This is a genomic window from Variovorax sp. J22R115, assembly GCF_030317005.1.
In the GTDB taxonomy this organism is placed as follows: domain Bacteria; phylum Pseudomonadota; class Gammaproteobacteria; order Burkholderiales; family Burkholderiaceae_C; genus Variovorax.
This window is the reverse complement of the sequence record NZ_JASZYM010000006.1, coordinates 53,405-72,720: the sequence shown is the minus strand read 5'-3', so window position 1 is coordinate 72,720 and position 19,316 is coordinate 53,405. Positions and strand designations below refer to the sequence as shown.

The window sequence follows — 19,316 nt, the reverse complement described above, 5'->3', positions numbered from 1 at the left end:
AATGATGGATGATCTCGTCTCGACGACGGCAATGGGCCGCGGGGCGTCGGCGCCTGACCGACTGTCTTTCCTTGGAGCCGATGTTGGCTGTTGTGCAATTGATTGGTTCGATCGCAATTGCGAGGCAGCTCTCGCGATCGCTTCATCGGCAGGGGCATCGCGTTCACGCGAGCGAGGACCTTAAGGAATTCGCGACCCAGGGACCTGCAGCGCGTCCCGAGGTCGGCTGCGTGCTCGTCGACATCGACGTCCCCGAGAATCTAAGCGCACTTCCAGGCTTCCTGGCATATGCCGCCGTCCACGGCGTCGCTACGGTGGTCCTCGCGACGCGCCCGGAACCTGTTGACATCATTGCCGCGATGAAGGTTGGCGTCTCGGATTTCCTGATCAGACCCGTCGCGGAGCAGGTACTGCGCGAGACCATCCAGACGGCTATTGTTCGCGGCCGCACGCTGCGCAGCAGGGCGTCCAGGATTGCGTTCCTGAAAGGACGATTTGGATCTTTGACCTATCAGGAACAGTTAGTCGCGCGATTCGTCAGCGAAGGCCACCGCAACAGGGCCATTGCAGAAAAGCTCGGGGTTGCTGAGCGTACCGTGAAGAACCATCGAAAACTGGCATTGCAGAAACTGGCCGTTGACTCCGTGCCTGGTCTGGTACACGCCATGGCGCTGCTGGGCTTCGACGGCCCGCATGGCGGCGCGTCGTTCGAGACAGAAGAGCACGTCCAAGGCCCTGAGCCGTCTCGTGCCGCTGCCGCGCTCGCGCACCCCGAACATCCGCCGCGTACGCACAGGCGCGTGCCACGCTCGCGCAAGCCATCGGCGCGGTGGCTCGGCCATCGTCCAAGCGGCGAGGGCGAGCCGGAGAAGTGACACCCCCATCCGCCGAAAACAACAGCTGATGGCCACAGCCTCTATGGCTGGTTGACCTTGCTTGGGGGCACACTGTGGGCAGGATCAGCTGCTTCGCCCATTGCTTGCGTCTCCTTCAAGACGCTTTGCACCTAGCAGCCCTACGATCGCGCCGAACCCAATCTGAGCAAGGCTGAATAAGCCGCGAACAACTTCAGTCATCAGGCTTGGCGGCTCTCTTCCGGCAGCAATAGCGAGGACTGCGCACAACGCGAGGGACAAGACGGTGCCGGCTGCGGCGGCCCCAAAGACAAGCTTGAACGTTGGGCTGATGGGTGGGCGCGTCTGGGATGCTCGTTCAAGTTGGCTTTCGGGTACGTTGTCGATGTCAGGGCACACGTACGCCCCGAGCTGGGGAGACCAGACGGCGCGCCTTCCAGGCCGCTTAATGCACTCAGCGGCGATAGCAACCATGTCTCCGACCATGATGCACCCTCCTATTGGAGCGCAAGAAGCCTTGCGCGGGCAACGCCTGATTCGAGCCGCAACGCAGGCCGGGTCGGCTCGAATCCACCGTCGCAGCCATTCAAGCGCGGTTTGACCCGCAGGGCAATACACAAATAGGTGAGTCCGCAAACGGCGGCTATTCGGCGCAGCCTCGCATGCTTGATTCACGTGAAAGGTCATATAGGGAGCTCGCTCGGCTCAATGCGCACAGCAAAGGCACATTCGAGGAGGAAGGTCCACTGCAAAGTCGACTCCAGACTTGACCGATTTCCGTCATTCGCGGTCGGCGAGCGTACGGTGCCGAGGCGATGGACGTGTACTGGCGTCACATGGCGCCCGACGGTGTCGTGGCCTTCCACATGACCAACAGTTTTCTCTCTCTGCGCCCCTGTGGTCGAAAAGATCGCCACGCCAGGGGCCTCCAGGCAGTGCTCGTCCACGACGAGTCGACAGGCACCGACTTGCGCCGAACGGATTGGATTCTGGTTGCGCGCGATCCGGCGGCGCTTGTGCGCGTGCCGATCCAAGGAACGACCTCGATTTCGAAGCCCATCCCGGGTCTGCAGGTCTGGGCCGATGACTTCAACAATCTCTTTGGCGTGCTGAAGTAGAACGCGCGCAAGTGTGTCTGGTCGCCTGATGGCTCAGATGTGATCCATGTTCCGCGACAAGGGCGCCATCGCGGTCGTCCTTCGAACGCTGCCTATCACTCCGTCTTTCCAATTCGTCGTTGGGCAAGCACAGCACCTCGGATTTCGCGCCGATTTTGCGGGCGCGCGCGCATCTGAGGTTGCACGACACGGCGCGGTCAATGAGGCGGATGAGTGCGAAGGCCGCCTGTGACACTGTTCAGAGTCTGCGCCCGATTGAGTTCGAGTAGCAACCCCCGCGCGGGAAGGGGAAGCCTCCTCGCTGTGGCTGGCTTTCCCGTTCCCATCAGGTGCGGACGGCAACAAACATGAGTCGATTCATCGCAAAGAAGAAGGCCCGCTCCTGCTCGAGGGCATCGAACTCGGCAAGCCAGGCATCGGCCTCGTCGGCAGCAAAGCTCGCGTTGTTGATGACGAACTGGTGCATGAATCGCGCGAGCCCGTGCACATAGGTGTTCGGATGGTAGTTCAGCGTGAGCATCGGCACCGCTTCGCAGCGCGCGACTTCGAAACCGGCCGCGCGCAGGCGACGCGGCAGCACGCGCGGCAGGTCGGGCCACGCGGCATGCGTGTCCCACGCGTCGAGCAGCCTGCGCATGCGGTCGCGGTCGCGGGTTTCCCAGACGACGCCGGCATAGTCGGTGTCGAGGATCACTGCGCGGCCGCCGGGCTTGAGTGCCCGGTGCAATTCCGAAAGCGCTTCGTCCAGTTCCTTCACGTAGCAATAGACCTGAAGCGCGCAGGCCACATTCAATGTCCCGTCGTCGACCGGCAGCTGACACGCGTCAGCGTTTACCAGTCGCACCTGGTCGAGGTCGGCACACCGGCGCGCGGCCAGGCCGAGCATCGGCTCGCTGATGTCCGCACCGATGACCGCGCCTTCGGGCCCCACCGCAATGGCCAACTCGCGCGTCAGGTAACCCGGCCCGCAGCCCAGGTCGAGCGCTATTTCGCCCGTGCGGGGTGCGGCTGCGCGAAAAACGGCGATTCGCGTTGCACTCACGTCCGGGGTGGCGTAAGCCGTCTCGACGCGGCCGGCCAGGTCTGCGTCGAAGTTCAGTGTCGTCGCCATTGGCATGCTCTCCTGATGCGAATGCTGGCCCGTCGGCAGTACCCACAGTCGCCTCTCCGGATTGGACAACCCGGCGCACAAGGTCAGCTAGAGAATCGTAGTCCGCTGGAAGGGGTGGCTCACGGGCGCTCTTGCCGGCAGTCCGGATCTTTAGGCTGGTTCACCTTGCAGACGAGATTCGGGGCCGGGCAGAAGGCCTTCACGCCATGTAAGACGATGCGCGCGACGGCATGAGGGCCTTCTTCGACCAACAATGCAACGTCATAGTTTGCGCGCGGAGTGGACGGGTGGCCATCCAACTCTCGGTCGAAGCGTCGGGATGGACCCTCCAATCGTTACGAACGCCGGGCCTAGTCTCGAGCCGATTCATCTGCGAGACGCCAATCGCCAGAGTCAGCCATCGGCCTGGTGGCCCCAAGGCGAAGACTGATGAAACAAAAGAAATCCAGAGCGTTGCAGCGCAAAATTGCCGCACTACATCCGTGCCTGAACGCCCGAGTCCTACGCATCTTGAGAGCAGGTTTCCTCTTCGCCGCATGCTCACTTGATGGAGCCGACCAATGACCCGAACCCCGATCGACGCCGACGCCTTTCGGGAGTTTGAGCGGGCCTCGCACGATGAGATCGCTGAAGGCTATCGCGACTTCTTTGCGGCAGTTACCGGCTATGCGACCGAGCCTTTGCTCGACGCGGCCGCGGTAGGTGCGGGCATGCGCGTGCTGGACGTCGCGACCGGGCCCGGAGTCGTTGCGTCTCGCGCCGCCCGTCGCGGCGCCTCACCAGTCGTTGGCGTCGATCTGGCGCCGCGCATGGTGGCGATAGCCGCGACACAGTATCCCAGTCTTGACTTTCGTGAGGGTGATGCGGAGGACCTTCCGTTCACCGCGCGATCTTTCGACGCCGTCGTGAGCAATTTCGGGATCGGTCATTTCCCTGACCCTGAGCGCGCCGTTCGTGAATTCGCACGCGTACTCGCGCCGCACGGCGTTGTCGCGCTTTCGTGGTGGGACGTTCCTGCTCGCCATCGTTTGAACGGCATTTTTTTCGACGCTGTGAACGAGGCCCACGCCTGTACACCTGCGGATCTCCCGGCAGGTCCTCCAATGTTCCGCTTTTCGGATGATCATGAACTGTCGGAACTCCTGCGCGCTGCAGGACTGACGCGGGTGGCGGTTCAGGCCTATGCTTTCATTCATCGTCTGGCGAGCGCGGATGAGCTATGGAACGGGATCCTCGGTGGAACGGTCCGGACGTCGATAGGCATTCGTCGCCAGCCAATGGATGTGCGCGATCGAATTCGGGCGGCGTACGATCGGCTCGTGCAACCGTATGCCCAGTGCGGAAGCATCGAAATTCCCGTTGCATTCAAGATCGCAGTCGGCCGGCGCCAGAGCGAATAAGGGGTTCGCGCCCCTCACTGCGTTGAAAGGACGGGTGAGCGAATCGGACCAGGAAAGGGGGTCTCGTGGAAACCGTTGACGTATATCGAATCACCGACAGGCTCGATGATTCCACACTCGAGGCGTTAGTGACTCGCTTGGAATCTCGCGGCAAGCACCCGCGCTTCACAAAAATGATGGACGACTATTTCGATGCGATGAAAATCGAGTCTGCCGCGACCGTGCTCGATTTGGGTTGTGGTACGGGGGTAGCAGCCCGGAGGATTGCGCGTCGCACAGGCTTTGCCGGTCACATCACTGGTATCGACGTAAGTCCCCATTTGACGGCCGCGGCAAAGCATCTCGCTTCAGCGGAAGGCTTCGAAAGTGTCACTGAATTCCGGACCGGCGACTCTCAGGCGCTAAACCTCCCTGACGCTTCGTTCGACGCAGTCGTTGCGCACACGTTAATCAGCCATGTTCAGCACCCGCTTGCCGTTTTGAGAGAGATCGCACGTGTGGTCAAGCCAGAGGGCGTGGTTGGCATCTTCGATGGCGACTACGCTTCGTTGACTTTCGGGAGCGATGATCCGCTGCAGGGCAAGATCGATGATGAGACGATCATCAATGCCATCGTGACCAATCCTCGAGTCATGCGACAAATACCTGGACTGTTGCGCGACGCCGGCTTTGAACTCTCCGTTTCGTTCTCATATGTCGTCGCTGACATTGGCCATGCAGACTTCTGGACGTCCGCGATTCAGTCCTTCCGGCGCCTTCTTCCCAAAGCGGGCGCCATGACTGAGAGCGTTGCTCAGTCATGGGCTGACACAATGTTCAAACGGTCAGAGCAAGGCGTCTTCTTCGGCGCCAGCAATTACTATAGTTTCGTCGCCAGGCGGCATTGACGACCTCCGACGCGGCAGCCGGCGTTGGCAAGGTCGTCCTCGGGAAGGAGCACTGACGCCTGAGATGGTATTTTGGCAGGGGTGACGGACGCGATGAGCATGCCGTCGCTTGCGCGTCTGCTTCTTCTGGAGCGGCGACTCGGCCCGCGTCATATGCGGTTCGCTGCCGGTCCATCTCGACGGATCTCCGAGGCTCTGGCCGTGAGCCGCGAGAAGCGGCACCGACCGAACTGGCTGACGCTCTACTTCGAATCTCGCGGCCCGGCGCCGAGGATTGTCACCCTCTATCCCTCTCCAACGTGGTCGAGCCGAAAGGCTTGGTTCCGACGCCTATATGAATGGGTGCTTCCAAGACGGCAGCGCTTTTGCCGGCCGCGCGCTGTCGGACCATGTCGTGCAGCGTCTGCCCGATCGCAACGACCTGAACCGGCGTCAGGTCCAGATGGCCGAGAACCTCTCCGACAATGGGATTGCTGTGCACGAGCCAGTCCCACATGTGCTCGCCGGATTCGAACAATGTCTTCTCGGTGATCGTTTCCACGACGACACCTTGAAGTCCGGCCTTCGTGAGCTCTTCGCGCAGCCTTTCAGGGTTCTGCAGCTGAAAGGGCAACGGAGGAGGGTTCAGCGGCGGACCTTCGAACGAAGGGACGACGGACCGGATGGCGGCCACGAAGAAGCTGAAGAATTCGATCCTGCTCGGATCGCCGTACACGGTCATCAGCACACGCCCCGACGGCTTGACGACTCGCGCCATCTCACGGATTCCGAGTGGCATGTCCGGAAACAACATGACGCCGAACTGCGATCCGGCGACATCAAAGCTGTTGTCCTCGAGCGCAAGAGCATGGCCGTCCATGACGCGCGTCTCGACGGCGACACCTTCCTTGCGTGCGCGCGCATTGAGGTGCTCGAGCATGGCGGGCGATTGGTCCGTCGCCAGAACCTGCGCGCCGAGGCGCGCTGCGGGAATGCTGAGCGCACCGCTGCCGGAGGCCACGTCCAGGAATCTCATGCCGGCGCGCACCCCGGCGCGGCGTAGGCCCTGGTCACCCACCCACATCTGTGTGGGAGTGTTCGTGCGATCGTATCCAGGCGCGATCCTGTCCCAAGGATTCCGCGCCGGTTCCGTCGGGAGGTGGGTGAGTTGCTGGGTTTCTTCGCGGGTGGTCACGGCCTGCTCCTTGTCGATGGCTTCACCATACAAACAGGTGCGAGACGGCGCGTCGGCGAGATCCCCCAATTCGGCCACGCGGCGCCATGGGTAGTCTCACCCAGCAACCCAGCAACCCAGCAACCCGGCGAGTCAGGTGAGCTGGTGCTGGTAGGCGTAAGCCGTGGCGGCGCTGCGCGACGTGACGGCGATCTTGTCGAAGATGTTGCTCACATGCCGGTCGATCGTCTTTTCGCTCACGAAGAGCTCGTTCGCAATGGCCTTGTTGGTCCTGCCCGTGGCGACCAGACGCAGCACCTGCAGTTCACGCGGGGTCAGGCGGGGTTGCTTCGCCTCCGCAGCGCTGCCCCTCTGCCTGTCGATGTGGGCAAGGTCCGGCGCGGCGCCCAGTTGCTCGAACACGGCACGGGCCGCTTCGAACTCCAGCCTGCACCCTTCGTCGTCGCCGAGTGCGCGACATGCCAGTCCCACCATCACACGGACGCGGGCGCACATGTACGGAGCCTCCACTTCCTGCCACACCGCCCCCGCGCGACGCAGCGAGCCGAGCGCGGCCTGCGGGTCGCTGTCGGCCAGTTCGAGGGCTCCTTGGGCCTGCGCGGCCATCGCATGCAGCACGCCCGTATCGAGTCTCCGGGCGACCTCCTGCAACTCGCGACAGGCGGCGCGCGCCTGTTCGCTGTCGCCCACGGCTAGCATGATGTCAACGCAAGCGGTCAGCAAGCGGGTGCGCTGGTGCCCCGTCGTCGCTCCCACGACACGGCGGATCGCTGCGGCCGCCGTGCCCGCGCGTCCCTGGGCGAGCCGCAACAGCGCCAGTCCAGGCTGCGGTTCCTGCCCTGACTCGCTCGCGCTGCGATACGCCGCCTCCGCTGCCGCAAACTCCCCGCGCAGCCGATGCACTTCGGCCTGCTGATAAAACGCGGCGCCTACCGCCTGTGCGTTGCCAGCCTGAGCGCTGCGAGTTCGGGCGCGGTGCGCCTCCTCGATCGCCGCCGGCCAGGCGCCGCGCAACTGCATGATCTCCGAGCGATGCACCCGGCACACGCCCGAGAAAGCGAGCATCTCGGGTTGCGCCTCGCACCAATTCGCCAATGCAGTGGTCCACTCGCGGGCACGGTCCAAGGCGTAGACCTGGTGGCAGCCCTCGATCACGCTGCAGTAGATCAAGCCGGTGACCAGAGGCGACAGCTCGCCTGCGATCACTGCGACCATGGCCTCGTCCAGCAGCGCGAGGCCCGCTTCGACCGTCCCTTCATGGATCAGGGCCAGGCCCTGGAGGTGGCGTGCACACACGACCAAGTCGATTTCGCCGAAGCGCTCTCCGATCCCGGCAGCATCGGCCGCGCTCCTGAAGGCAGCGCGGCTGTTGCCGGCGTCGAGCTGCTGCTGCACAACGGGCAGCAACAGGTAGCCCTGCTCGACGCATTCCTCTCCCTCGTGTTCGAGCAGCCGCTGAGCGCGCGCGAGCCATCCGCTCGCGCTGCCCGTCTCGCCCCGAAACAGAAGACGCAGGCCAAGCCAGAATGCGCAACGAACAGCACGCACGCCTTCGCCTGCAACCAAATGGGCCTGATGTGCGCGAGCCAGCGCCTTCAGATAGTCTTCGTCGCGTCCGACCAGATAGGCAGAGATCGCCAGTGACTCGAGATCCTCGGGTCCTAGCGGCGCAGTCTGGTCAGCCGCAGCAAGCAATTCACGCGCACGCGCCCAAGCTCGTCTGCGGAAGCATTCGCGGCCGCGTTCGAGTTCATCACAAGGCTCGGAGCGGGCGTCCGGGCAGTGCGGGTCAGGGTCGCTCATTCGCTTCAATCCCGTCTGCAGCGAATCTAGCAGACAGGCGAGGCCATGCATCTGCAGATGCGTTCCTTCGGGATTCGGTGAGGGGGATCCGGCTGCTCCCTGAGAAGCTCGTGCGAACCGCTTGCACTGCGGCGTTGTAACAACCTCCCGCACGCTGCGTCCGTCTACATGGTCGGCGACCAGGGCATTGGCGGCTTTCAAGAAAATGGCCGTGGCTTTTCCGGGCCAAGAAATGGGGCATGTAGACTTCAGCCCAGAGCGCCTGTGCCGGTCCCATGAGCTGAAACCCCCGAAGCTCGTCGAGATCCTGGGGGGCGAGGCGCCAGCGCTTCTGCGACCTGTTCGGGCGTCGCCGGTGGCAATGTGCGGGGCCGCGTGCAGTTCGCTCTTGAGTCTCTCGCAAGCAGCCCCCCCAAACCAAGATCCCAGGCCGCCGCGCCATATTCTGTTCCGTCATCCGACGTTCCATTCCGGCAAAAGCCGAGAGCGAACAGTGCGCACGCTCTAGGGATTTTCGTCCCCAGCGCGCGATGCGGCCCCCCTCGCATAGCCGCCGGGGACGTCAAACTGCTCCAGGGCTTAAGCCACAAAAGCCGCCTCCGGCAGAGGCAAACGCGCAGGCTCCTGCCACCCCCCAATCGGCATGCACGACGCCGAGACTCGAACTAGACTAATCGCGCATGCTCTGACCCTGCCAGTGGATGGCAGAGCAAAGAGACGCCAGGCAGCCGATGAGCAGCACGCGCCGATGGACACGCGATGCACGCTGACTCGGCAGCTACGAAAGATCGGCATTGAACGCGGTCGGCCGCGCCTCGACCGCTTTCGCCGCGAGGCCGCGCGCGCCGAACCAAGCGACCTGTTGGTTCGGCTCGACGAGATCATTTTCAACCGCAACTTGCGAACGACGGAGGGTGCGATGCCTGAACAAGCTCGCGCCGAGCTGACACGCCTTCTCAGCAGAATCGACTTCGACCGTCGCTCCGAAAGGATGGACTCCATGTGGCAGATCGATTTCAACGCAACGAACCTGGTGGCGCGTCATCGAGGCACGATGCCGGTGCTCATCACCTGTCCGCACGGCGGCGTGGCCGATGTTCCGGGCGTGCCGCTGCCGCGCAACGGCCGCGAGGGTTGCCTTTTCGAGCCGTCGCGCGACGTCGACACCAACCTGATCGCCGCGGGGGTGGCGCAGCGCGTGCTGGAGATCTTCGGCGAGGCGCCTTATGTCGTGATCGCCGAGTTCCATCGCAAGTTCATCGACGCCAACCGGTCGCGCGAATGCGGCTTCGAGGTCGATGCGGCAGCGCCGTTCTACGACGAGTACCACGACACCGTGCGCGCCTTCGTCGACGAGATCCGCGCCGACAACGGCGGGCTCGGCCTTCTGTTCGACATCCATGGAACGGGGGGCATCCCGTCCGATCCGGCGCAGATCTTCCTCGGCACGGCGCGAGACGAGGAGGACGGTATTGCGCGGCTGCGCGCCGCGGACCTGCAAGTGCTGGCGCGCAGGCGCAGCCTGCGCGGCTTTCTCGAGGGTGCCGGCTACCGCGTCTCGCCGCCGGACCCCAATGGTACGGAGGTCCCGCAGTTCAACGGGGGTTTCACGATCAGGACGTACGGAAGTTCTCATCCCGACGGCCTCGACGCGATGCAGTTGGAAATCACGAGGCCGTTGCGCACCGATCCTTTAGAACGCGGGCGACTGATCGAAGTGCTGGCCTTCGCCTTCGGCAACCTCGCGAGCCGCTATGCCGATTCGCACACGTTGAGCACGGCGCTCGTCTCGCGTTTCGGCGCTTTCGGTTCCTGACCCGCAACCCCCACGCACAGGAGCAATGCAAATGACCACGGTTTCCATCACATCGAATGACGCCGTCCAGCAGTCCGCCTCCGCGGTCTTGGAGGTGGTCGCGACGAACCCCGACTTCAACCAACCGGCGCTGCGCATCAGGCAAGCTGGCACACGCGGCGGCGCGGCGTCGATCCGGATCGACGATCCGAATCCCGACATTGAGTTCGTCGAAAGCGACCAGATCGCTCCGGCGGGGAAGTACGAGATCGCCGTGCAGGCGGACAAGCTGCAATTGAATGGCCGCAATGCCGGAAATACCGCGTTCGAAACCATGGTCGTGTTTCAGCGGCTGGCGGCGGGAGGCAATGTCGGCATCCGTACCGCCACGCAGTTTGGAGGCGGTCAGGGCGTGGTGGCGATCGCGAATGCAACGCTCGCCCCCGGGGCCAACCCGACTGGCGGCGGGATCCTGTATGTCGAGGACGGAGCTCTCAAGTACCGCGGATCGAATGGAACTGTGACCGTCATCGCGCCAGCCTGAGTCGGGGCAAGTCGGCTCCCGCTGCAGCTTCGAAGTCGCTTAGCGGAACCAGCGCCGCATCATTCTTGGGCCCGAAGCCATTCGTGGTCACGATCGGAATGGCCTGGTGGTATCGCGCCTACTCGCGCGAGCCAACGTCGCAGCAGCGCGGCCAGCACGAGTTCGCAAAGCTCGAAGTCTGAGCATGTTGATCGCGACCGCCGCGTCCTGGGAGGCTTGAAGCCGCATACACCTGCGATGATCCAGCGTCCCACCTTCAAGGAAGCACCGTGCTGACCGTCCACCATCTCGGCAAGTCGCAATCGGAGCGCATCGTGTGGCTCTGCGAGGAGCTCGGCCTGATGTACGAGCTCAAGCACTATGTGCGGGATCCGGTCACCGCGTTGGCGCCGCCTGAACTTGTCGCGCTGCACCCGCTGGGCACGGCGCCCGTGATCAGCGACGGGAATCTCCTGCTTGCGGAGTCCGGCGCCATCATGGAATACATCATCGCGATGTACGGCAACGGCCGGCTGACGCTCGGACCGGACCATCCGGACTACGTTCATTACCTCTTCTGGTGGCACTACGCCAACGGCAATTTCCAGCCGAACATGGGCCGCAACATGTTCATGCGGCGACTGAAGCTGCCGGACGACAACCCCATCGCCGCGCGCCTGAACGGCCGGCTTGTCGGCGCCTTCGCGCTGATCGAGAAGCGCCTCGGCGATGTACCGTTCCTGGCGGGCGAGAACTTCACCGCCGCGGACATCATGACCTTCTTCTCGTTGACCACGATGCGCTACTTCATGCCCTTCGACCTCAGGCCGTATCCAAGCATCCTGGCTTACCTGCAGCGCATTGCAGGGCGGGAGCCCTACCAGCGCGCCATGCAGAAGGGCGACCCCGGCATGCCGCTTCTGCTCACCTGATGCCGAGCTCGGCATCGGTTGCCGACCCTTCGCTTCAGAGCAGTCCCCCATTGGAAGCTCCCTACCCCCGGGCAGCGAGCGGCTTCCTGATACCCGCCGAGCATGCCGGCCTGCGGGTTGACAAGAGCGCGCGCTGAGGGAGTAATACTGTATAAAATAACAGTACCATGGTCATCCCGATTCTGCGCAAGCTCGCCATCCTGGCCGATGCAGCCAAGTACGACGCGTCCTGCGCATCGTCCGGTGGCGCCAAGCGCCATTCGCGCGATCAGGTGGGCTTGGGGTCGAACAGCGGGACTGGCATCTGTCACAGCTACGCGCCCGACGGCCGGTGCATCTCCCTGCTGAAGGTGTTGCTGACGAACTGGTGCGTCTACGACTGCCTTTACTGCGTGAACCGCGAATCGAGCGACGTCGAGCGTGCGCGCTTCACGCTGGACGAAGTGGTGCAGCTCACGCTCGACTTCTACCGGCGCAACGTGATCGAGGGCCTGTTCCTGAGCTCCGGGATCATCCAGTCGCCCGACTACACGATGGAGCAACTGATCGAAGTCGCGCGTCGGCTGCGCGAGGACCACCATTTCCGCGGCTATATCCACTTGAAGACGATTCCTGACGCGAGCGCCGACCTCATCGGCCGCGCCGGTCTTCATGCCGACCGCCTGAGCATCAACATCGAGTTGCCCAGCCAGAGCGCACTGACGCAGTTGGCGCCGCAAAAGAATGCGAGCGCCATCAAGCGCTCGATGGCCCGCATCCGTCTGCAGCTCGACGACACGGCAGAGCAGTTGGGCCATGCAGCGCGGCGAACGCGAGCCATGGCCAACGCCCCTGCGGCGCAACCGCCGCCACCGCGCTTTGCTCCGGCCGGTCAAAGCACACAGATGATTGTTGGCGCCGATGCCTCCGACGATCGCGCAATCCTGCGCACAAGCGTTTCCCTGTATCGCAGCTATCGTCTCAAGCGCGTGTACTACAGCGCGTTCAGTCCGATCGCGCATGCCAGCGCGCTGCTTCCTGGCCGCGCCGCGCCTCTGATGCGTGAGCACCGGCTGTACCAGGCCGACTGGCTCATGCGCTTCTACGGTTTCGAGGAGCACGAGCTGGTGACCGATGGCGGCATGCTGTCGCTGGACGTGGACCCCAAGTTGGCGTGGGCGCTTGCCCACCCGGACTGGTTCCCGGTGGATGTGAATCGCGCACCGAAGGAGACGCTGCTGCGTGTGCCGGGGCTGGGCACGCAATCGGTCGAGCGCCTGCTGAGCGCGCGCAGCGTGCGGTGCCTTCGCAAGGCCGACATCCTGCGCCTGGGCGCACCCAGCGCACGGATTCTGGCTTTCGTGGCTTTACCCGACCATCGGCCGGGAAGCGACGCCGCCTCTCGGCTGGATGCGATCGTCGCGCGGCGTCGATCCTCCGAGCAAACAAGGGCCGGGATGGCGATGCGCCCGGCGCAGCAGCGTGACCTGTTCGCCGCGGGTGGCGAGAGGGCTTCGCTCGGCACCGAAGCACCGCTGGCCCCACCTTTGCAACCGACGGTGCTCGCATCCGGCTGGGGCGGGTCCAGCCAGGAATGACCCGTGCTCATCTCGCTGATCATCCCTGCGCCCGATGACCTGCCAGGCATCTTTTCGGCCTTGCGCGGTGCCCTGCACCACGGGTTCAACCCTGACGCGGTGCGGTGGGATGACGGGCGAGTGCGCCAGTCCTCATGGATCGACGACCCGCTGCAGGGGTCGCACGGCGGGACCCCCTGCGAGTTCGAAACGCACGGCCGATCGCCCGCCGAGGCAAGCCGCGCACCGCACACGGATCCCGCTGCGCCACCGGTGCGCCTGCCGCGCGCATTCATCGAACTGCTGCGCAGCGCACTGCTGCACGACAGTCCAGAGCGCTTCCATGCGGCGCATACGCTGGCCGCTGCCATCTTGGGCGACCGGCGGGCCTGGAACGACACCCTGCGTGATGACCGCTTGCGGCTCGAGCGCATGGCGCGCGAGGTGCGCCGCGAGATTCACAAGATGCACGCCTTCGTGCGTTTTCGCCCGCTCCTCGACGAGGCCGGCGAATGCCACGTCGCCTGGTTCGAGCCAGCGCACCATGTGGTGCGCGCGGCAGCGCCTTTTTTCGTCGATCGGTTCGCCAGCATGCGCTGGGCGATCCTCACCCCGCGGGGCAGCGTGCACTGGGATCGCCATGCACTGCGCTTCGGCCCGCCGGCGACGCGCGAGGACGCTCCTGGCCCGGACGAAGGCGAGGGTTTGTGGCTGGCGTACTACCGAAGCGTTTTCAACCCGGCGCGCCTCAAGCCCGCCATGATGCGCCGGGAAATGCCAGTGCGTTTCTGGCGCAACCTGCCCGAGGCGTCGCAAATCACCTCGCTGATGCAGCAGGCGGACCAACGCGCTCATGGCATGGAGACCCGCGTCAGCCCCGCGCGCGAGCGCCGCGCGGGCCGAACCGTGCCACTGCCGGGGGAGGGATGCCATGAAGGCGTCCACCCTTCTTGCGGCGGAACCCAGGCCGGGCAGGTTGCAGAGCCGCCGCCTGCCTCGCCGTCGCAACGGCTGGCGTCGCTCGCGCACCAGGCCTCCTGCTGCGAGGAGTGTGACTTCGCGGCCGACGCCACGCAAACCGTCTGGGGTGAGGGCCGTGCCGGCGCGACGCTGATGCTGGTGGGCGAGCAACCAGGCGATCAGGAGGATCTGGCCGGCCGGCCGTTCGTCGGGCCGGCCGGCCAACTGCTGCATCGCGCGATCGGCGCGCTGCAGTGGCCGCAGGAGGAGTTGTATTTCACGAATGCCATCAAGCACTTCAAGTACGAGTGGCGCGGCAAGCGACGCATCCACAAAACCGCCGCGCAGCGAGAAGCATCGGCTTGTGCGCATTGGCTGGAGGCCGAAATCGCCACCGTGCGTCCGCGCGCCCTCGTCGCACTGGGCCGAACGGCGCTGGCGAGTCTCCTGCAGGAAGCTGTCAGCATCGAAGCGCATGCCGGCCGATGGCTCACGCGCACGAGCGACGGGCTTCCGGTCTATGTCATGCCTCATCCAGCGGCGGTGCTGCGGGCGGGCCGCGACAGCTTGCCGCGACGCGAGGCGGAGTGGACCGCTCTGCTCGCCGGGGCGGGAGACGCACTGCGCGCGTTACGCGCCGGCCCAACCGGCACCTCTGATCAGATCGCAAGTTCAAGCCGACATCAATGAGACCGTGGTCCGCGTCTGAGTGGGCATGCAGCGGACCGTGTTGGCTCGACATCGGCACTGTCCTTCATGCGAGCAGAGTCCTGTCTGCCATCGAAGCCGGCCGCGGGAAGTAAATTGTGCGCAGGCAACAAAAGGAGAACGCCATGGCAGACGACTTGGACAATCGCGGGCCAGAGGACCGTAGCCGGATCAACGTCAACGAGCCGCACGAAGTTCGCTACTGGATGCAGCGCTTCGATGTGACCGAGGAGGACCTCCGCAAGGCGGTTGCCGAAGTGGGCGTCGCCGTCGACCGAATCGCCGAGCAACTCGGGAAAAAGTGAGATGGCCACAGGCGGTAGAACCCTCTGGAAGGGCGCGATCACCTTCGGACTGGTCCACATCCCAGTCGGTCTCCACACCGCTACGACCGAGGAGGGGGTGGACTTCGACTGGCTCGACAAGCGGACCATGGATCCGGTCGGCTACAAGCGCGTCAACAAGAAGACCGGCAAGGAGATCGACAAGGACGACATTGTGAAGGGCGTCGAGTACGACGACGGAAAGTACGTCGTCATATCGCCGGACGAGATCGAAGCGGTGTACCCGCGCACGACCCAGACCATTGAGATTCAACGCTTCGTCGATGCCAACGCGATTCCGTTCGTCTACCTGGAGCGCCCTTACTACGTCGCCCCAGTCAACAAGGGCCAGAAGGTCTTCGCGCTGCTGAGGGAGGTACTCCTCAAGACCGGGAAAATCGGCCTGGCCAAGGTCGTGATTGCGACGAAGCAGCATTTGGCCGCCCTCGTGCCCAGCGACAAGGCGCTCGTGCTCAATTTGCTTCGATGGGGTGACGAAGTGAAATCCCTCGAAGGCCTGGATCTGCCTCCCGCCGGTACGAAGGGGGCGAAGATCAGCGCAGCAGAAATGAAAATGGCTGAACAGCTCGTCAAGGACATGTCGGGCGAATGGAAGCCCGAGGATTTCAAGGACGAGTTCAAGCACGAGGTCATGAAGCTCGTGGACAAGAAGGTGAAGGCGGGGGACACCGAAACGGTGATCCAGCCGGAAGAAGAGGCTCCCTCCGAAGGTGCCGAGATCATCGATCTGACTGAGCTGCTTGCCCGCAGCCTCAAGGGCAGGAAGTCCTCGAAGCCGGCCTCGAAAAAGACCCGGAGCAAGGCTGCTTCCAAGAATGCGGCGCCGGCCAGGGCGCGCAAGGCTGCGTGATCGGAAAGCACGCATGCCGCGCTCAGCGCCGGTCGACTCACAAAGGTCTCCAATGCTTGCGTCCATCCGCCGCATCGCGATCTACGTCGATGAGTCGCAAGACGGCGGGTATCGCTGGATCCTCATCGAGCAAAAGGCGAAGTCCTCGCAGTGGACCAGGATCGATTCAGCGGCGGACGCAACAGCAAGCTACCACGAGGCCATGGCTGCCGGCTTGTTGGCACTGCAGGTCATGGTCGATGACTTGGACAAGGGGCCGCGCGAGGTCGCGGATGCGGAACCTGCGCCGAGCAGGTCGGGGAGCCGATTCGGTTTTGGTGACCTGCGATCCTGAAGGACCGGCTGGTCAGCACGCCGGGAACGCTCGCCACACCAGCGTCAAAAGGAAAGTCGACCATCAGCCCGCCGCCCGGCATCGTTGCCGCTGTCGTCGGAGAGCGCAGGCGCACCTGCGAGAGGCGCTTCTCGCGTTGTTCGCGTGGCGCACCGCGTACAGGTCCCGGCCGATCAGCAGGCGAGCGAGTCGGGCGGCGTCGGTGGGGCGTGCCCCCGTCTCAGGGCGACTTGCCAGATTCGGCGGGCCCACACCCCTGTAGGCGCACGCTGATTGCACGGTCCGCCAATGCGACAGATCATTTGATAGACCAATGGACAGCCTAACTGACGTGGGCGCTCGGCCGTGGCGTCGAACCCTATCGCGGTTCGCCTCACCATTCTCAGCATGTCGAGGGGTAGTTGTATGAATCTGATGAGCGTCGACCTTTACCACAGCGCTACAAATCCAAAGAAGTTCCTGGCGATTCCGGCCGGAGTCGATCCCGCTGAGCTCATGGGTCCGATGACCTTCGACAAAGACTACGCAGAGGTGATCCGTTTCCACGAGGCCTTTCAGTTCAATCCGGACGAGCCGTATGCCGGGGTCAACGCGGCCAAGATCGCCGCAGACATCCTGACCGTGAAATGGGCGATCTACCGCCGTTCGGGCCCCTCACCCCGAAGGCCAAAGGGCGCTGCCGAACCTAGATGAGCTCCCGCCGAGAGCGTGCCTAGGCCCGCGGCCGCTTTCAAAGCGAGGGGCTGACGTCGACCGTCGTTGAAGGTGCGTTGGCAAAGGCTACGCCGCAAGCCAAATCCCACACCAAGCGAGCGCAGCGGCCGACTGCGCACCAGGCCCGCGCGTAGAGGATGAGTTGCCTGGTTCTGCAGGCACCTCTTTGGGGGAATGATTGATGATCTCCGCCAGCCCGCCGACGCCGCGCGTGCATCGACGCCGCGGCTGGGTGATCGCTGGTGCCGTGATCTCGGTCCTGGTCATCGTCCTCGTGCTCTTTGACTGGAACTGGGTCAGGCCACCGATCGAGCGCTACATCTCGCGCAAGACCGAGCGAGAATTCCGGATGTCCGATCTGCACGTGCGGCTCGGGTGGACGCCGACGATCCGGATGCGCGACGTGTATTTCGGCAACGCGCCTTGGGCAACCGACAAGGCCATGGCGCAGGCGGAGATGGTCGAGTTCTCGGTCTCTCTTCGCGACCTCCCTGACAAGATCCTGGTGCCGCGTGTGGCACTGACGCGGCCGGATCTCGTCTTCGAGCGCCTTGCCGACGATCGCCGGAACTGGACGCTTGCCGAGCCATCGGAGAGCGATGAGCCGAGCAAGCTGCGCATCAGTACGCTGTCAGTCGACCAAGGCCGGCTGCGTTACATCGATCACGGCGAGCCTTTCGAGCTGGACGTGCGCGCATCCACGTTCGATCCGGCGAGCCGGGAGAAGGTCAAGGATGCCGATGCTCCCCCCGTCAATGCGCGCTACTCGACCGAGTACGCCTTCACGGGCAAGTACCACGATGCCAGCTTTTCCGGCCAAGCCCTCACGGGCGAGGTCCTCAGCTTCCAGGAGTCGGGCGTTCCGTTTCCGCTCAAGGGCCGCCTGAGCGCGGGTACCACCAAGGTCGAGGTCGAAGGCACGATCGCCGATGCGGTGGACATATCCGCCATCGATGTACGGCTGCTCATCGAGGGTCGGACCCTTGCAAACCTTTATCCCTTCCTGCTTCTGCCGCTGCCGGCCTCGCCGCCTTACCGGCTGCAGGGCCACCTGACACAGAAAGGTCCTCGCTACACGATGGAGGATCTCTCCGGAAAGATCGGATCCACCGACGTGACGGGCAAGGGCGCATATCTCGAGCGGGAGCCGCGGCCACTGCTTACGGCGGATCTGCACAGCAAGCTCCTGAACATCGCGGACCTTGGACCGCTGATCGGCATCGAGACAAAACAGACCGGCGGAAAGCCAGATCTGTCGCAAGGCGAGACCGCCACTCGCCCTGCCGCGAAGCAGAAAGACAAGGCCGTGACGCCGGACCGCCTGTTGCCCGCCGGCGAGTTCGAGGGCAGCCGCCTGCAGAAGATCGATGCCGATGTCACCCTGACCGCAACCAAACTGGTTGTGCCCCATGCGCTTCCATTGGAAAGTCTGGACGCAGCATTGCATTTGCATGATTCGGTGCTGAAGATGCCACGCCTGGACTTTGGGTTCGCCGGCGGCAAGATCGCTGGACGCGTCACGCTTGACGCACGCGAGCCGACCATCCGGGCAGACGTTCAGGTCGACTTGCAGCGCGTGCGCGTGGACCGTTTGATCCCCGATTCAAAGACCCTGGCCAAAGGCGCGGGGCGCCTGGGGGCACGGCTTCAACTGCAAGGCAGCGGCAATTCGATCGCGGATGCGGCGGCCGTGGCCAATGGGAAGCTTTCAGCCACGATCGTCAATGGCGAGGTCTCCAACTTGCTGGACGCATTGAGCGGGCTCAACGGCGGTAAAGCGCTTCAGCTGCTCGTCGGCGGCGATCGCGACATTGTGGTGCATTGCGGCGGGGTTGCATTCGACGTCAAACGCGGACGCGGCGACGCGAATCTCTTTGTCATCGACACCGAGCAGACCCAGATCCTCGGCGAGGGTTGGTTCGATCTGGCGCACGAACGCTTTGACGTGAAGGTGGAGCCCAAGCCGAAGGACGTGGGCATTCTTTCGCTGCGCACGCCCGTGCGGCTGCACGGCAGCTTCAAGCAGCCAGAGTTCCAGATCGAGAAGGGCCCGCTCCTCGCTCGCGCCGGCGGCGCGATCGCCTTGGCGACCATCAACCCACTGGCGGCCCTGCTGCCGCTCATCGAAACCGGTCCCGGCGAAAACACCGACTGCGCGGACGTGCAAAAGCAGGTACGAGGTGCGGCCGGACAGGCGCGGCAACCGGAGCGCAAGCGTTGATCCGATCCGCTGCTGTTGCGGCGAGCCCTCGA

18 protein-coding genes are annotated in these 19,316 nt (G+C 64.1%); 15 read left to right on the top strand and 3 right to left on the bottom strand.

What is annotated here, in order from left to right; translation table 11 throughout:
• Positions 1-80 precede the first annotated feature (80 nt).
• The 3 genes from QTI04_RS11980 (at position 81) to QTI04_RS11970 (ending at position 2,204) form a co-directional block, all read left to right on the top strand.
• Positions 81-875 carry a response regulator transcription factor gene (locus tag QTI04_RS11980; RefSeq protein WP_286615843.1) on the top strand — a complete coding sequence of 265 codons (795 nt, stop codon included), beginning with the start codon at positions 81-83 and terminating at the stop codon, positions 873-875.
• A 794-nt stretch (positions 876-1,669) separates the two neighbouring features.
• On the top strand, positions 1,670-1,972 hold the full coding sequence (locus QTI04_RS11975) for a hypothetical protein (RefSeq protein WP_286615842.1): 303 nt from the start codon (positions 1,670-1,672) through the stop codon (positions 1,970-1,972).
• 46 nt (positions 1,973-2,018) lie between these two features.
• Positions 2,019-2,204 carry a hypothetical protein gene (locus QTI04_RS11970; RefSeq protein ID WP_286615840.1) on the top strand — a complete coding sequence of 62 codons (186 nt, stop codon included), beginning with the start codon at positions 2,019-2,021 and terminating at the stop codon, positions 2,202-2,204.
• Between the two features lie 93 nt (positions 2,205-2,297).
• Here QTI04_RS11970 and QTI04_RS11965 read toward each other — a convergent pair whose 3' ends face one another.
• A complete protein-coding gene (locus QTI04_RS11965; protein WP_286615839.1) occupies positions 2,298-3,083 on the bottom strand; it encodes a methyltransferase domain-containing protein in 786 nt (261 codons plus the stop codon).
• A gap of 560 nt (positions 3,084-3,643) precedes the next feature.
• On the opposite strand from QTI04_RS11965, the gene QTI04_RS11960 reads away from it, so the two are divergent.
• Together QTI04_RS11960 and QTI04_RS11955 are read left to right on the top strand one after the other, a co-directional pair.
• Positions 3,644-4,483: a class I SAM-dependent methyltransferase gene (locus tag QTI04_RS11960; RefSeq protein ID WP_286615838.1), complete on the top strand. Its 840-nt coding sequence runs from the start codon at positions 3,644-3,646 to the stop codon at positions 4,481-4,483.
• A 65-nt stretch (positions 4,484-4,548) separates the two neighbouring features.
• Positions 4,549-5,370 (top strand): methyltransferase domain-containing protein, encoded by an 822-nt coding sequence (locus tag QTI04_RS11955; protein WP_286615837.1) that lies wholly within the window; start codon positions 4,549-4,551, stop codon positions 5,368-5,370.
• 277 nt (positions 5,371-5,647) lie between these two features.
• On the opposite strand, the gene QTI04_RS11950 is transcribed toward QTI04_RS11955, so the two are convergent.
• Together QTI04_RS11950 and QTI04_RS11945 are read right to left on the bottom strand one after the other, a co-directional pair.
• Positions 5,648-6,613 (bottom strand): class I SAM-dependent methyltransferase, encoded by a 966-nt coding sequence (locus QTI04_RS11950; RefSeq protein ID WP_286615835.1) that lies wholly within the window; start codon positions 6,611-6,613, stop codon positions 5,648-5,650.
• A 63-nt stretch (positions 6,614-6,676) separates the two neighbouring features.
• A complete protein-coding gene (locus tag QTI04_RS11945; RefSeq protein ID WP_286615833.1) occupies positions 6,677-8,347 on the bottom strand; it encodes a helix-turn-helix transcriptional regulator in 1,671 nt (556 codons plus the stop codon).
• Between the two features lie 643 nt (positions 8,348-8,990).
• Here QTI04_RS11945 and QTI04_RS11940 point away from each other — a divergent pair.
• The 10 genes from QTI04_RS11940 (at position 8,991) to QTI04_RS11895 (ending at position 19,284) form a co-directional block, all read left to right on the top strand.
• On the top strand, positions 8,991-10,163 hold the full coding sequence (locus QTI04_RS11940; RefSeq protein WP_286615831.1) for a hypothetical protein: 1,173 nt from the start codon (positions 8,991-8,993) through the stop codon (positions 10,161-10,163).
• A gap of 31 nt (positions 10,164-10,194) precedes the next feature.
• Positions 10,195-10,686: a hypothetical protein gene (locus QTI04_RS11935; RefSeq protein ID WP_286615830.1), complete on the top strand. Its 492-nt coding sequence runs from the start codon at positions 10,195-10,197 to the stop codon at positions 10,684-10,686.
• A 269-nt stretch (positions 10,687-10,955) separates the two neighbouring features.
• Positions 10,956-11,597, top strand: coding sequence for a glutathione S-transferase family protein (locus QTI04_RS11930; RefSeq protein ID WP_286615828.1), 642 nt, complete (start codon positions 10,956-10,958; stop codon positions 11,595-11,597).
• Between the two features lie 173 nt (positions 11,598-11,770).
• Positions 11,771-13,174 (top strand): putative DNA modification/repair radical SAM protein, encoded by a 1,404-nt coding sequence (locus tag QTI04_RS11925; protein ID WP_286616113.1) that lies wholly within the window; start codon positions 11,771-11,773, stop codon positions 13,172-13,174.
• A gap of 3 nt (positions 13,175-13,177) precedes the next feature.
• Complete coding sequence (locus QTI04_RS11920) at positions 13,178-14,803, top strand: UdgX family uracil-DNA binding protein (protein WP_286615827.1); 1,626 nt, start codon at positions 13,178-13,180, stop codon at positions 14,801-14,803.
• A gap of 143 nt (positions 14,804-14,946) precedes the next feature.
• Positions 14,947-15,126 (top strand): DUF3606 domain-containing protein, encoded by a 180-nt coding sequence (locus QTI04_RS11915; protein ID WP_286603216.1) that lies wholly within the window; start codon positions 14,947-14,949, stop codon positions 15,124-15,126.
• Between the two features lies 1 nt (position 15,127).
• A complete protein-coding gene (locus QTI04_RS11910) occupies positions 15,128-16,015 on the top strand; it encodes a Ku protein (protein WP_286615825.1) in 888 nt (295 codons plus the stop codon).
• 52 nt (positions 16,016-16,067) lie between these two features.
• Entirely contained in the window at positions 16,068-16,349 is a 282-nt protein-coding gene (locus QTI04_RS11905; RefSeq protein WP_286615823.1) for a hypothetical protein, read from the top strand.
• A 405-nt stretch (positions 16,350-16,754) separates the two neighbouring features.
• Positions 16,755-17,042: a hypothetical protein gene (locus tag QTI04_RS11900; protein WP_286603220.1), complete on the top strand. Its 288-nt coding sequence runs from the start codon at positions 16,755-16,757 to the stop codon at positions 17,040-17,042.
• 202 nt (positions 17,043-17,244) lie between these two features.
• The gene (locus QTI04_RS11895) at positions 17,245-19,284 is read left to right on the top strand and encodes an AsmA family protein (RefSeq protein WP_286615821.1); all 2,040 of its coding nucleotides are present in this window, start codon (positions 17,245-17,247) and stop codon (positions 19,282-19,284) included.
• Positions 19,285-19,316 lie beyond the last annotated feature (32 nt).